14 protein-coding genes are annotated in these 13548 nt (G+C 38.0%); 1 reads left to right on the top strand and 13 read right to left on the bottom strand.

Features of this window, described 5'->3' with window-relative positions:
* The 3 genes from tnpA to DF281_RS13545 all read right to left on the bottom strand — a co-directional run.
* The coding region (gene tnpA, locus DF281_RS13555) for an IS200/IS605 family transposase (protein WP_109350799.1) at positions 1-298 on the bottom strand (298 nt) is incomplete at its 3' end.
* Between the two features lie 161 nt (positions 299-459).
* A complete protein-coding gene (locus DF281_RS13550) occupies positions 460-789 on the bottom strand; it encodes an NRDE family protein (RefSeq protein ID WP_109350798.1) in 330 nt (109 codons plus the stop codon).
* Between the two features lie 110 nt (positions 790-899).
* Entirely contained in the window at positions 900-1226 is a 327-nt protein-coding gene (locus DF281_RS13545) for a GlpM family protein (RefSeq protein ID WP_109350797.1), read from the bottom strand.
* A gap of 132 nt (positions 1227-1358) precedes the next feature.
* Between DF281_RS13545 and DF281_RS13540 the strand changes: the two genes are divergently transcribed.
* Complete coding sequence (locus DF281_RS13540; protein WP_109350796.1) at positions 1359-2231, top strand: LysR family transcriptional regulator; 873 nt, start codon at positions 1359-1361, stop codon at positions 2229-2231.
* Positions 2232-2304: 73 nt separating this feature from the next.
* Here the strand turns inward: DF281_RS13540 and DF281_RS13535 are convergent, their stop codons facing one another.
* The 10 genes from DF281_RS13535 to DF281_RS13490 form a co-directional block, all read right to left on the bottom strand.
* A complete protein-coding gene (locus tag DF281_RS13535; RefSeq protein WP_109350795.1) occupies positions 2305-3738 on the bottom strand; it encodes an o-succinylbenzoate--CoA ligase in 1434 nt (477 codons plus the stop codon).
* Between the two features lie 103 nt (positions 3739-3841).
* Positions 3842-4756, bottom strand: coding sequence for a pseudouridine-5'-phosphate glycosidase (locus DF281_RS13530; RefSeq protein ID WP_109350794.1), 915 nt, complete (start codon positions 4754-4756; stop codon positions 3842-3844).
* Positions 4757-4761: 5 nt separating this feature from the next.
* Positions 4762-5853 carry a carbohydrate kinase gene (locus DF281_RS13525; protein ID WP_109350793.1) on the bottom strand — a complete coding sequence of 364 codons (1092 nt, stop codon included), beginning with the start codon at positions 5851-5853 and terminating at the stop codon, positions 4762-4764.
* Positions 5854-5964: 111 nt separating this feature from the next.
* Positions 5965-6474 (bottom strand): hypothetical protein, encoded by a 510-nt coding sequence (locus DF281_RS13520; protein ID WP_133538435.1) that lies wholly within the window; start codon positions 6472-6474, stop codon positions 5965-5967.
* Between the two features lie 17 nt (positions 6475-6491).
* Positions 6492-7310, bottom strand: coding sequence for a 1,4-dihydroxy-2-naphthoyl-CoA synthase (gene menB, locus DF281_RS13515; RefSeq protein ID WP_109350791.1), 819 nt, complete (start codon positions 7308-7310; stop codon positions 6492-6494).
* A gap of 19 nt (positions 7311-7329) precedes the next feature.
* Positions 7330-8151: a 2-succinyl-6-hydroxy-2,4-cyclohexadiene-1-carboxylate synthase gene (gene menH / locus DF281_RS13510; RefSeq protein ID WP_109350790.1), complete on the bottom strand. Its 822-nt coding sequence runs from the start codon at positions 8149-8151 to the stop codon at positions 7330-7332.
* Positions 8139-9866: a 2-succinyl-5-enolpyruvyl-6-hydroxy-3-cyclohexene-1-carboxylic-acid synthase gene (gene menD / locus DF281_RS13505; protein ID WP_109350789.1), complete on the bottom strand. Its 1728-nt coding sequence runs from the start codon at positions 9864-9866 to the stop codon at positions 8139-8141. Before menD ends, menH begins: the two co-directional genes overlap by 13 nt.
* A complete protein-coding gene (locus DF281_RS13500) occupies positions 9856-11244 on the bottom strand; it encodes an isochorismate synthase (RefSeq protein WP_109350788.1) in 1389 nt (462 codons plus the stop codon). Before DF281_RS13500 ends, menD begins: the two co-directional genes overlap by 11 nt.
* A gap of 117 nt (positions 11245-11361) precedes the next feature.
* The gene (locus tag DF281_RS13495; protein ID WP_109350787.1) at positions 11362-12294 is read right to left on the bottom strand and encodes a dipeptidase; all 933 of its coding nucleotides are present in this window, start codon (positions 12292-12294) and stop codon (positions 11362-11364) included.
* Between the two features lie 126 nt (positions 12295-12420).
* The gene (locus tag DF281_RS13490; protein ID WP_109350786.1) at positions 12421-13389 is read right to left on the bottom strand and encodes a D-alanyl-D-alanine carboxypeptidase family protein; all 969 of its coding nucleotides are present in this window, start codon (positions 13387-13389) and stop codon (positions 12421-12423) included.
* Positions 13390-13548 lie beyond the last annotated feature (159 nt).

Genomic DNA, 13548 nt, shown 5'->3' with positions numbered 1-13548 from the left:
GTCTATTTTTAAGTTCAGGATATTCTTTAAATAAGAATCGTGCAGAGACGCCTTTAAACGCTTTGACTATAGTAGGAATATAATGTTGCGGTTTACACTCAATAAGCATATGAACATGGTCTTTGTCAGATGCCATTTCAATGATTTTAATATCATGATCTAAAGCAATTTGCTTTAATAATTTTTTAACATATGTATCAATACTTCCGTGTAAAATATGATGTCTATATTTTACACACCAAACTAAATGATATTGGATAGAATAGACGTATCCACGACCGCGATGTACTTCTGACATGAAAAAAACCTCCTTGAAAATAATTTAACATATGTAATCGTTAAATTTCAAAAAGGTATGTCATATTTTATTTATAATCGGTTGTTTAACATAGTTGAAGCTATGCCACAACCGAAGCCAATTCATCTACACGACTAAAGTAGCGAGTGTTCTCGGCTATTTCATAAACTGCCTTCAGCTTTAATTTTTTCTAAGAAAGTAGTCGCATCATCATGACCTAATATGAAATCATTGACGATATGCCCTCTTGATTTTTCTCCATCTAATTTTAAAGAGAAATCTCTGTAATTCGTCACTGCAGCAAAGCGACCATTTTTATGAATGGCTAACCAACTGCCGCCTTTTTCTAAATCTCGCCCACCGTAAACTTGCGCATCTTCTTCCCAGAATCCTGCCTGTTTCGCCGGTCTATTTTCAAATTCATCGCGATTGGCAACGACGATTAACGGATTTTCTTCATCTACTTTATAAGCAATTGTAATAATGCACATTGTAAAGTCCCCCTCAAATATGTATATTCCTTTCTATACAATAACTGCATTTTCACCTATAAGTCAAAATGAAAAAAGCAGAACTGAGTCCCCCAACTCAATTCCGCTTGTTACGCTACGATTAACTTCGATCCGAACATATAAATCACATAAATACAAAGCCCCATTAAGACTGCTGTTGCTGGTTTATAATAACCCGATAATAAATAAATCCCTACAATTAAAATAACCATACCAATTGCTCCGATCATGCCATTTCTCTGTGTTTCATGAAATGCTTCCTCTGACATATTTTCTACTTGCAGTCGCAAGTTTAATAATGTCAAAATCGGCAGCAAAGTAATCACCCCTGATAAAAACAGATATTTTGAATTGCTTAATACCGCGGCCAATAGCATGACGCAGCCTCCAATGATGAATTGTATAACATACCCCATCGTCTAAAAAACTCCCTTTGTGATTTTTGAACTTTTTTTCGCTTCTATTGTATTTTAGTGCGAGAAATGATATAAGTAAATTGAATTAATTATATAGTAACTATTAAACTTTTTAATGGATGGGTGGATATTATGAGTATTTTAAAATTAAAGGCATATATTGCAGCAGTAAAATTCGGCTCGCTTACGAAGGCCGCAGAAGCACTAGATTACACACAACCGAGCATTAGTCATATGATTCATTCGCTTGAAGATGACTATGGATTTTCTTTATTAATTCGTAGTAAATCTGGTGTGACACCTACTGATAATGGCGCAGAGCTACTGCCTATAATGCAAGATATCGTAAATCGCTATGAACATCTCTCAGAAGCGGTTTATGCCATTCATGGATTAGATATAGGAACGGTTCGTCTAGGCGCTTATACGTCCGTCTGTGTCCATTGGATGCCTAGTTTATTAAAAGAATTCCGCGAACAGTTTCCTAAAATCGAAATTCACTTATTTGAAGGCAATTCAGATGAAATTCACAATTGGTTAGAGGAAGGTCATATCGATTTTGCGATTAGTACGATTCAACGTTCTGAAGAATTCCACTTCTTACCGCTTGTCGAAGATCGCATGATGGCCATCTTACCGAGAAACCATCCATTATCAAAAAACGATACAGTTCCAATCGAAGTTTTCGCAGAAGAAAGATGTATCATTCCATATGAAGATACGCATAAAGATGTGCAACGCATTTTTAAAAAGGCAAAAGTGAAACCGAATGTCGCCTACCAAATACGTGGAGATGAAGCGATTATCGCAATGGTGAAAAAAGGCTTGGGCATCTCACTTTTATCTGAGCTACTAATTACCGATCATTTTCAAGATATGGCACATTTACCTTTGGCCCCAGATCATGTCCGAACACTTGGCATTACGACAAAAACAGAAATTAAAAGCCTATCACCCGCTTCAAGAACATTCATCCCATTTTTACAACAATGGCTGAAAAAATAAGCGACAAAAAAGGAGAAATCAGCATTTTAGCGATTTCTCCTTTCGTTTTAAGTTCAATAGAACATGCTTCTATTTACAGTAATTCATGTAATTTACGGCGCATCATTTTCCCAGCGCCATTGCGTGGTAATTCATCTACGAAATGGATCGTTTTTGGCACTTTATATTTTGCGAGATTTTCTTCACAAAATGCGCGTAATACATCTTCTGATACTTCTTTTTTCAGCAAGACAAATGCTGCCGGACATTGCCCCCATTTTTCATCTGGAAGCCCACAAACGCCCACTGCTTCCACTGCTTCATGGCTCGATAAGACACTCTCTATTTCCGCTGGATAAATGTTTTCTCCACCAGAAATAATTAAATCCGAACGACGATCCGCTACGAATAAATAACCTTCATCATCCAAGTAGCCAACATCACCTGTATGCAGCCAATCATCTACTGTTGTCGGTAAATGCGCATGCTGGCCTATATAGCCTGGTGTGACATGATCCCCACGAATGCAAATCTCTCCATGAACGAATGGCTCCGAAGTACCTTCAATTTTGATTTCATTGAACATTAACGCTTTACCTGCAGAACCTATTTTTCGTAAAGCATCCTCATTTGACAATGTAGCTGTTTGGCTCGAAGTTTCCGTCATGCCATATGTTTGCGCGACTTTTAAATGAAGTGCTGCAGCTCTTTGTAAATACGCTTTCGGAATCGGCCCTCCACCTGCCAAGGCAAGTTGGAATCTCGGTGATACTTTAGCATCGATTGCTTCAAGATGACTTAGAATTTTTTCCAACATAACTGCGACAACAGACATTCTTGTTGCAGAACCCTCTATTAATTGAGCGACAACTTTCTCCTCATCAAACTTCTCGTATAAGTCGATTCGCACACCATGTAAAATGCTTTTGCATAACATCGAAAAGCCGCTAATATGAAAAATCGGCATCGTACAAATCCAAGCTTCATCTTCAATTAACCCTGTATTATACAGCGATGATGTCGCACTAGCTAAATGATTTTGAACAGTCTGGCGAACGCCTTTGGGCTTGCTGGTCGTTCCCGAAGTATACATAATTGTCATCGTCGAATCTTTGCGCCAACTATTTACTGGTACTGCCATTTCACATACTTGCTGAATTGTCGAAAACTGCACGAACTCAACGTCTACTTCTGGTAATTGCTTCATCAATTCATCTTGAACGATGATTTTTTTTACTTGAGCATCTTCAATTTGATACGATAATTCACGTTTACTTAATCTCAAATTTAGCATGACCATCTCAACTTGAAGTTGCATACATGCAAAAATGACCATTACTAATTGCGACGATGATTGCCCATAAATCGCAACTCGGTCACCTGTTTGAACACCTTGGTTCTTTAATTGCTGTGCATACTCCTTCGAGCGATTGGCAAGTTGTAAAAACGTCCAACGATCTTCTTTATACGTTAAGGCAACACGATTAGGCGTCAATGCTGCACGTTGTTCAATCCAATTCGGTACCATTTATCTTCATTCCTAACTTATAATCCTTTTCTCTATATTATATACTACTCAAACAAAAAAAGAGAATCGCACCGAAGTACGACTCTCTCATCATTTTGGAAAATTATTTTGTTTTGTTTAATTCAACAGCAATTTTCGTACCGATCACAGCGTTGTTTTTCACAAGTGCGATGTTTGCTACAAGACTCTTACCTTCAGTAAGTTCTTTCACTTTGCCAAGTAAGAATGGTGTTACTAATTTACCGTTAATGTTGTTTTCCTCAGCTTCTTTAAGCGCTTGTGTAATGATGTTTGTAATGAAATCGTGGTCTAATGCATCAGCTTCAGGAATTGGGTTAGCAATTACTGCGCCACCTTTCATGTTTAGGTTCCATTTCGTACGTAAAGTGTTTGCTACGTCTTCTGGCGTGTCTAATTGGAAGTTTACATCAAAACCTGATTGACGAGTGAAGAATGCTGGTAATTCATCTGTACCGTAACCGATTACTGGAACACCTTTCGTTTCTAAGAATTCAAGTGTTAAACCGATGTCTAGGATTGATTTAGCACCCGCACATACTACACCTACTTTAGAAGTAGCTAATTCTTCTAAGTCAGCAGAAATATCCATTGTTGTTTCAGCACCACGGTGAACGCCACCAATACCGCCTGTTACGAATAATTCGATTCCAGCTAATTCAGCTGCGATCATTGTTGCTGCTACAGTTGTTGCACCAATTTTTTTCGTAGCGATTAAGTAAGGAATATCACGACGTGAAGCTTTTGCAACATCTTTCGCATTACCGAACATTTCTAATTCTTCATCAGAAAGACCGATTTTGATTTTACCGTCGATTAGAGCGATTGTTGCTGGAACAGCGCCACCGTCACGTACGATTTGTTCTACTTCACGAGCAGTTTGAACGTTTTGTGGGTAAGGCATACCGTGAGAGATGATTGTTGATTCTAAAGCTACGATTGCTTTCCCAGCTTCCATTCCTTCTTGTACTTCTTTTGAATATTCGATGTATTGTTTCATAATAATTAATCCTCCAGTTCATTTTCTAAAGATTCTTTTGTTAACTCTGGTCTTACTGTAAATGGTGATTCTAACGTACATTTCGCATTGATTAAACCTGCTTCAATCGCTTGTTCAAACGGTCGCTTCTCTAACCATGCGTGTACAACTGCAGCTACGAATGCGTCACCAGCACCTGTCACATCTTCAACGTGATTGACTGTTTTCGCTTCAAAATGGGTTGGCATCAAGGTAGTATTTGCTGCGTAAACTCCCTTTGCGCCAGCTGTAATAATGACATTCTCTGCACCTAATGCAATGATCTTCGTTACAGCTTCTTTATATTGTTCTTCTGTTTTGATTGATGTATTTAATAATGTTTCCGCTTCATCCGTATTACAGATAAACCATGTCACACCTTGTAAATCAGTCGTCAGGCGATCCATTTTCGGAGATGATACTGGCACTATGACAAGTGGTACGCCACGAGCAATCGCAAATTGTTGTACATACTCAACTGTTTCTTTCGGACAGTTTAAATCGATGATCATGACTGGCGCTGTCGATAATGCAAGATCATGCTTCATTAAAACACGTGGTTTTAAATCTTCATAAACATCCATATTCGCCGTAGCCATTACAAGCTCGCCTGCCTCATCCATAATTGCTGTATAAGAACCTGTTGTCGCATGTTGTAATTGTTCCACATCATCCAAATTAATAAATGCTTCAGATGCAGTGACAATCGCTTGCCAATCCGTATCTTTACCAGCTGTTGTTAATAGCGCAACTTTATTATCTAGTCGTCCTAAGTTTTCAGCGATATTTCGTGCAACGCCACCAACGCTTTGTGTCGAATACACTGGGTTCGATGTTCCCATCTGAACTTCACCTTTTACATGAAGCTTGCGGTCAATATTAGCCCCGCCTATACAAATAATATTATTTTCTCTTGGCAACACGTATGCTCTCCCTACGATTTTCCCTTTTTTCACAAGGCCAGAAATTAAATTGGCTAAAGCCGGTCTCGACATTTTCATGTGATCCGCCATATCTTGTTGGGACATAAATGGGTTTGCTTTAATTAGTTGAATGAGTGCTTGTTCTCTTTCAGTCAATGTCATCACCCTATCCTTTATTTGATTTTATTATATGCTTATTTTTATCTAGTGTCAATTGTTTAGAAAAACAAACTTTTGTTTTATCAAGTCAAAAAAAAGCACGAGAATTTAATCTCGCACTTCAATCATAAAGATCGCAGTAGAACTTCCTTTAGCCCAATGTCCCGCTACTGAATAAATGTATCGTCCTTTCTGCTTCGGCGCTTTAAAAATACCATCGTGCATCTCAACTGTTTTCGATTCGCTTTTTTCATCCCAAATGGATACTTCTATTGGAGATTTCAGCTGCTTCTTATATTGAATTTGAATCGCACTATTCGAAGCAACAATCGTTGGCTTAACTTTTTTCTTTGCGATTTGATCTGTTGGTAAAATCATGTCTACACATTCATTATTCAGGATTTTCTTCCAACAATAAGTGCTTTGCAATGTCGAGATTGTTTTACCATTCGCTACTACTTGCGGCTTCGGCGGTTCATCATTTATAAAAAGAATGACGATTGCTAAAACGATTACCACCAATACCGCTACGAATTTGTCCATAAAAAAAGAGAAGCATTTCTGCTCCTCTTTTATCCAATATGCCAGAGTGAATGATCGACGCGTGATCATTGTCACTACTATTAACCCGCTCCTTATGGGAAACGAGGGAATTGACCGAAGTCTGGTTGACGTTTTTCTTTGAAAGCGTCACGACCTTCTTTTGCTTCATCAGAAGTATAGTAAAGAAGAGTTGCATCACCAGCAAGTTGTTGAATACCTGCAAGACCGTCTGAATCTGCGTTGAATGCACCTTTAAGCATACGAAGAGCCATTGGAGATAATGCTAACATTTCCTCACACCATTGAACTGTTTCATCTTCTAATTGTGCGTAAGGTACTACAGTGTTTACTAAGCCCATATCAAGTGCTTCTTGTGCATCATATTGACGGCATAAGAACCAAATTTCACGTGCTTTTTTGTGACCTACGATACGTGCTAAGTAACCAGCACCGTAACCACCATCAAATGAACCTACACGAGGACCAGTTTGACCGAAACGAGCGTTATCAGCAGCGATTGTTAAATCACAAACGATGTGTAGAACGTGTCCACCACCGATTGCATAACCTGCAACCATTGCTACAACTGGTTTTGGAGTTTTACGGATTAGCGTTTGTAAATCTAATACGTTTAGACGTGGAATATTGTCATCACCTACGTAACCACCGTTACCACGAACTTTTTGATCTCCACCTGAACAGAATGCTTTTTCGCCTTCACCTGTTAAGATGATTGCACCGATTTTTGCATCATCGCGTGCGCGAGAAAATGCATCGATTAATTCTGCAGTTGTTTTTGGACGGAATGCATTACGAACCTCTGGACGATTAATCGTAATTTTTGCAATACCATTATATGATTCATACTTAATGTCTTCATAGACATGTTCAGTTACCCATTGACGAGTCATTGATGAACTCCTCCTAAATTTATAAATATAGTTGTTCTTTTACTATTGTAGCAAAAGATTGTGGATTTTCCACATGAATTGCGTGTCCAACACCTAAAATGGTTTGATGGTCACATTGTGGGAAAAGAGCAGCCATTTGCTCTGCTTTTTTAATAAACTTCTTATCAAGCTCACCACTTAATAATACCACAGGTTTCTCGAAATTTGACAACTCTCGCCAATATGATTTTTGACGGCCTGTTCCCATACCTCTCAAACTGTTCGCAAGACCGATTGCACTTTGCTGAAGACGTTCTTGTCGAATCGCTTTTTGCTGTGCCTCACTCAATTTTTTCTGTGATTTGAATAGCGGAATGTCTTGCCAATAATCAACGAAAGTTTCAACTCCCGCTTCTTCAATACGTGAAGCAAGTAATTGATCGCTCTCCATACGCGCTTCTCGATCTTCTAAAGATTCCAAACCTGGTGAAGAACTCTCCAACACCAGTTTTTCAATGCGTGCTGGATATTTCATCGCATACGCTAAAGCTACGCGTCCGCCCATTGAATAGCCAACAAGTGAGAATGTTTGAATCCCTTTCCAATTAAAGAAAGCTTCTAACAACTCTACTTGTTCCTTCATCGTATAAAAATGAAGTTGTTTTGGAGAAGCAGTCTGCCCATGTCCGATTAAGTCAATTAAAATAATTCTTTTCGTCGTTGGCATTAATTCTACTACTTCATGCCAAGTTTTCGTACTTCCAGTGAAGCCATGTAATAAAACAACAGTCTCTTCCATACGCGCATTAAATACTTCGTAATGAAAATCCATACCATTTATAGTCGTTACTACACTTGCCATAATTTATTTAGCTCCTCGCCCATCGCTGTCCAAAGTTTTCGATGAGTCACGACATTCTCTTGTCGATCCGTCATCACTTCAATAATGCGAAGCGGTTTTTTCTTACTCGTATGAATCGCAGCGATAAATTCTTCCTTCGATTTCACAACATCATATTGTGCATCATACATTGCTGCTAAGTGGTCGAAAGTCAGTCCTGTAGCAGTTCCAAATAATTGTTCGAAATGTGCTTCAACAGTTGATTGTGCTAAATAAGAGAAGATTCCTCCGCCATCATTATTCATGACAACTACCGTTAAATTAACATCTTGATATCTACTCGCAATCAATCCATTTGAATCATGTAAAAAGGATAGATCTCCGATTAGTAAATACAATTCGCGATTCGTCACGAGCTGTGTACCAATAGCAGTAGATACTACTCCGTCAATACCATTCGTTCCACGATTCGCAAATACTTGGACATCCTTCTCTGTTTTGCAGAAAAATGTATCGACATCACGAATTGGCATACTGCTACTCGCAAATAGGTCCGCACCATCTTCAAGACGCTCAAATAAAAGCCCTGCTAATGCACCTTCATCCTGCTCATTTTGAATATACTGTTTTACAAATTGAGTAGCGATGTCATTCGCTGCCAACCATTTCATTAAATAATCTTTTTCGAAAATTTGATCAAAGCAATCTACAGTCGTTAACCATTCACCTAATTGTGCTTGAATATGATTCGTCGTAACCGCTAGCGGGTCTCTAAATAATGCATCCTCATCTACTGTAATGATAGTAGCTGGTTTAACAGCCTTCATAAACAATGTTAATGGTTTAGACACTGGTTGAGCGCCAAAACGAATCACTGTATCTGGTGCCATATGTTGTTTAAATAAGTCGTTTTTCAAAATGCTATCATAATGTTCCACAATATACATCATGCAATCTTCCGGTATATTTGAACGTAAATGTGAAAGGCTCTCCACAAGCACAGGCCATTTCAAATGACGAATAAAACTCCATAAAATATCTTGAGAAACAGACTGATCCATTTCCCCAATAATTAAGAATCCTTTTTCAGCAGATTTAATCGCTTGTTCAAGTAGATCAATACCTCGTGCAGTTGGTGTCAGTTCAGCTAAATCAGCTTGATTGAAAGTAATTGCTGGCAACTCATCTTTAAAATGAATCAATAGCGGCTCTCTGAAAGGCACATTAATGTGTACAGGCCCTCTCGGTGAAGTCATCGCTAAAGAAGTCGCTCTCGCCATATGACGCTCAATATGAGGCAATGTCGGACTTTCGCCATCTGGAATCGGCAAATCGACAGTCCACTTCACATGATGCCCATATAAATTCGGCTGATCAATCGCTTGCGGCGCACCGACTCCACGTAATTCATGCGGACGATCCGCTGTTAGAACGATTAAAGGAATACGAGCATAATATGCTTCTACAATCGCTGGGAAATAGTTCGCCGCCGCAGTTCCAGAAGTACATAGAAGTACAACAGGTGCAGATGCAGTTTTTGCCATACCTAATGCTAGAAAACCTGCTGAACGCTCATCTACATGGCGCACAATACGGAATTCTTTTGAAGAAGCAAATGCGTACGCTAAGGGAGTCGAACGCGATCCAGGACTAATAACAACATCTTTTACACCATATGATGATAATGCCGAAATCATTTGATAGACGTATTCTGTTAAAACTTCCTTATTCGTCATTTAACTTTCCTCCTAATGCACGTAACATCGGTCTAAACTTCACTAAAGTTTCTTCATATTCACTTTGCGGTTCAGAATCTGCGACAATTCCGCCTCCCGCATAAAGATACGCTTGATCCTTTTGTAAAAGCGCTGAACGAATCGCTACCGCAAATTCTCCATCACCTTCCGCGTTTAACCAACCAATTGGGCCAGCATAAATCCCGCGGTTCATCGGCTCATATTGACGAATCATCTCCATCGCTTTTCCACGAGGAGCTCCACCAAGTGCTGGTGTCGGATGTAGTTTTTCAACCATTTGTAAAATCGTCGCACCGTCATTTAAGTAACCTTCAACAGGCGTGTACAGATGTTGAATATCTCTGATTTTCAGCAGTTGCGGACTTTCGGGTACCGTGTAACTCGAACAAGTATCTTCAAATGATGAAGTAATCATATCAACAACATACTGATGTTCTTGTAGATTTTTCGCATCATTTAATAATTCTGCTCCTAATGCATTGTCATGTTCTTTCGTAGCGCCGCGTTTAATTGACCCCGCAATACATGATGAATAAGCTTGGCCATCTTTCACCGAAACTAGTCGCTCTGGTGAAGCACCGAAAAATAGATTCTCTCCATTCTCCTGCCCAAATAAATAACTTTCAGGCTGCTCATTATATACTTGCGTCAATACATTTGTCGGATCTACCTTCTCATCGAAACGCAATGCTAATGAACGCGCAATGACCACTTTATCCGCTTGCCCATCTTTTATCGCATCCGTCACATTTGAGATTGATTTTAAATACTCTTCTTTAAAAGGTTCAGTCATCTTATTAACGACAGGTTTTGCATATGTTTTTGAACCTTTCACCTGTGCTTGGTGAATTATTTCATCACGCTCTGCCAACAGTTTTGAAATCTGCTCTTCTGAAATGTTTTGCTTGCTTACAATATGAGTATTCACATATGCTTTTTCATTTCGAATAACTAATTGATGTGTAGCTAATGCAAAGTTCGCATGTGAAAAATTAGACCATTCATCTGAAACGCCTTTTTTAGGATCAAAAGTAAAACTACCAAAAAGGATTGGTTGTTGAAGTAAATTTTCATAGTCTACACCTTGTAGTAGTTGTTTCCATTGATTCTCTACATTTGTGTAACGTTGATTTTCTTCATTACTTTCGATTGTATAGGCATTTCCAAGACCCACTAATGTAAAATTCTTCTCACGATTTTGCCAAAAATAACGCATTCCCTCGAAACTCTTTTCGCCAGCTTCGAAAAACGGTAGCGCTGAAAGTCGATCAATTTCTAGTGTTTCAATATAAAATCGGACTGTCGACTGATCAGTATTTTTAAGATCGTCGTTTGTAGTCGACAATTTATGATTCATCAAAATTACCTCCGTCAGTAAATCCTCATTAAAAACTTTGAATTTACTCGTACATACTTATTTATCCTCTACTATCATACATCTTTATAAGGGATTCAGCACATAATAAATGCTGAATTATTCGATTACAGAAATAAATCGTTCGAAATTATTTGCTGCGATTCCTTCAATTTCAATTTCTGTAAAATGCGGCTTCAATAATTCTAAAAACATAGGATACTGTGAGGCATTTTCAAGTCCAATCACTTTTTGATCAATGCCATCAAAGTCTGAACCTAAACCAATTTTATCTGCACCCACAAGATTCGCAATATGTTGGATATGCTCGATTAAATCTGTAATTTTAACTGGGTCATGTTCTTTAATAAATAGTGGATAGAATACACAGTGCATATGACCACCATGTTCAATCAACGCTTTAATTTGTTCATCTTTTAAGTTTCGTTGATGTGGTCTAATCGCATACGCATTTGAATGGCTTGCGATTAGGCGATCTGCTACTTTCAATACATCCCAAAATCCTTGTTCATTTAAATGGGATACATCCACAATAATATTGGCGTCATTCAATTTTTGAACAACTTCATAGCCGAATGGTTTCAACCCCTTGGTCGCATCTTCATTAGCTCCATAAGCTACCGCATTCTCATGATTCCATGTAAGACCTGCTAGTAGTATGCCAGCATCAATAAATGACTGTAGCTTCTCCATACTATCGCCAATCGCATCACAGCCCTCTAGACTCAATATAGCGCCTATTTGATGTGCCTCTAACTGTTCAAGCTGTTGCCAATTCGTAATATGAACCATTTCTTCAAAAGGCGCAATGACTTCATATTGGAATTTCTCAACTTGTCTTAGCGCTTCCATATATCTTTGTGTTTCATTTAAATGGTCATCAACAAAAATTGCGAATACTTGTGCCTTCACTCCGCCTTTTTTCAACTTTTCTAAATTGACATCTAATTGTTCGCTATTTTTAAAACTAGCCCCTTCTTCAGTTCCTGCTAATTTATATAATACATCACAGTGCAAATCGATTACTTTCATATATACACTCCTCTATTACTTGTCTGTTTACTTCTCATTACTATTTTAGCATTGAATAATGTAATTGAGTATATTTACAGCAATTCAAAAAACCACTTCAACGTATTTCTGCTGAAGTGGTTTAGATTATTTAATTGATTTATATAAATCTAATGAATCTAATACATTGTATTGCGTTGTTCGATTCGTACCAGGTGCATTCATTGTAATAGCTACATATAACTTTCCATTCTTTTTAGCAATCGACGCTAATGATAAGCCACTCTCAGGTGTATAACCCGTTTTACCACCTAATAATGTGTACCCACGTTTCTTATTCATATCTAATTTTGTAAATAATGAGCTATTGAGTGTTAATCCACTCGGATGCATATTCGTTGGTTTCACATAATATTTTTGAGCTGTAATTACCTTTTTGAATGCAGGGATTTTCATACCGTATGTCATGAGCTTCATTAGATCATGTGCTGTCGTATAATGTCCTTTTTCATGTAGGCCTTCTACATTTTTAAAATTCGTATTCGTCATACCTAATGCCTTAGCCTTTTCATTCATTAATTTAACAAATGCTTTCTCATTTTTAGCTGTGTGTAATGCTAGTGCTAGAGAAGCATCGCCGCCTGAAGGAAGCATTGCACCATTCAGTAAATCTTCAATTGTAACTTTCTCATTCGGGCTGAATCCGGCCATTGATGCATTAGCGCTCGTTAAATAAGGGAAGATGGCTGCTGGTACTTCTGCGATCGAATGTATATTTTTATTCTCTTCTACCCCAACTAATACAGTCATTAATTTTGTAAGTGAAGCTGGGTATGCTTTTTGATCTGCATTTTTAGCAAAAAGCACTTTTTCTGAACTTAAATCAATTAGCAATGCTTCTTCACTTTTAATTTTCATGTTAGATGTATTTTGATCTTTTATAGGTTCTTCTTTTTCTATCGCTGTTTTTTCTTTCTCAGCTTTAGGTTTATTGATTCCTTTATTATGTTCTTGTTGAGATATTTCAGAACGATCATTTTCAATTAGTTGAACTGCTGCGATTGATGCACCTGCTAAAATTACTAAGCCTACAATTAAAAAAATCCATTTTTTCATTTACTCTAACACTCCTGCTATCTTTAAATATTGGCTCTGTGTCAAATGTTGGGGTGAATGAAATTGGATTTTCAATTTCATTCACCTTTATTAATTCAGCCCAGATGTAAACCAACCTTTTTGTACTTGATTGCTAATAGTATTTTGGCTCTAAATCGA

Origin of the sequence: Kurthia zopfii (assembly GCF_003143955.1) — a bacterium.
GTDB classification, from domain to species: domain Bacteria; phylum Bacillota; class Bacilli; order Bacillales_A; family Planococcaceae; genus Kurthia; species Kurthia zopfii.
The sequence above is the reverse complement of the archived record's forward strand: the minus strand, read 5'-3'. Positions and strand labels throughout refer to the sequence as shown.

Bases quoted from the DNA above. Each gene is read 5' to 3' on its own strand.
- DF281_RS13550 (WP_109350798.1), bottom strand. From the start codon at position 789: ATGTGCATTATTACAATTGCTTATAAAGTAGATGAAGAAAATCCGTTA.
- menH (WP_109350790.1), bottom strand. From the start codon at position 8,151: ATGGCAAGTGTAGTAACGACTATAAATGGTATGGATTTTCATTACGAA.
- DF281_RS13545 (WP_109350797.1), bottom strand. From the start codon at position 1,226: ATGGGGTATGTTATACAATTCATCATTGGAGGCTGCGTCATGCTATTG.
- DF281_RS13495 (WP_109350787.1), bottom strand. From the start codon at position 12,294: ATGAAAGTAATCGATTTGCACTGTGATGTATTATATAAATTAGCAGGA.
- DF281_RS13535 (WP_109350795.1), bottom strand. From the start codon at position 3,738: ATGGTACCGAATTGGATTGAACAACGTGCAGCATTGACGCCTAATCGT.
- DF281_RS13530 (WP_109350794.1), bottom strand. From the start codon at position 4,756: ATGAAACAATACATCGAATATTCAAAAGAAGTACAAGAAGGAATGGAA.
- menD (WP_109350789.1), bottom strand. From the start codon at position 9,866: ATGACGAATAAGGAAGTTTTAACAGAATACGTCTATCAAATGATTTCG.
- DF281_RS13490 (WP_109350786.1), bottom strand. From the start codon at position 13,389: ATGAAAAAATGGATTTTTTTAATTGTAGGCTTAGTAATTTTAGCAGGT.
- DF281_RS13540 (WP_109350796.1), top strand. From the start codon at position 1,359: ATGAGTATTTTAAAATTAAAGGCATATATTGCAGCAGTAAAATTCGGC.
- menB (WP_109350791.1), bottom strand. From the start codon at position 7,310: ATGACTCGTCAATGGGTAACTGAACATGTCTATGAAGACATTAAGTAT.
- DF281_RS13500 (WP_109350788.1), bottom strand. From the start codon at position 11,244: ATGAATCATAAATTGTCGACTACAAACGACGATCTTAAAAATACTGAT.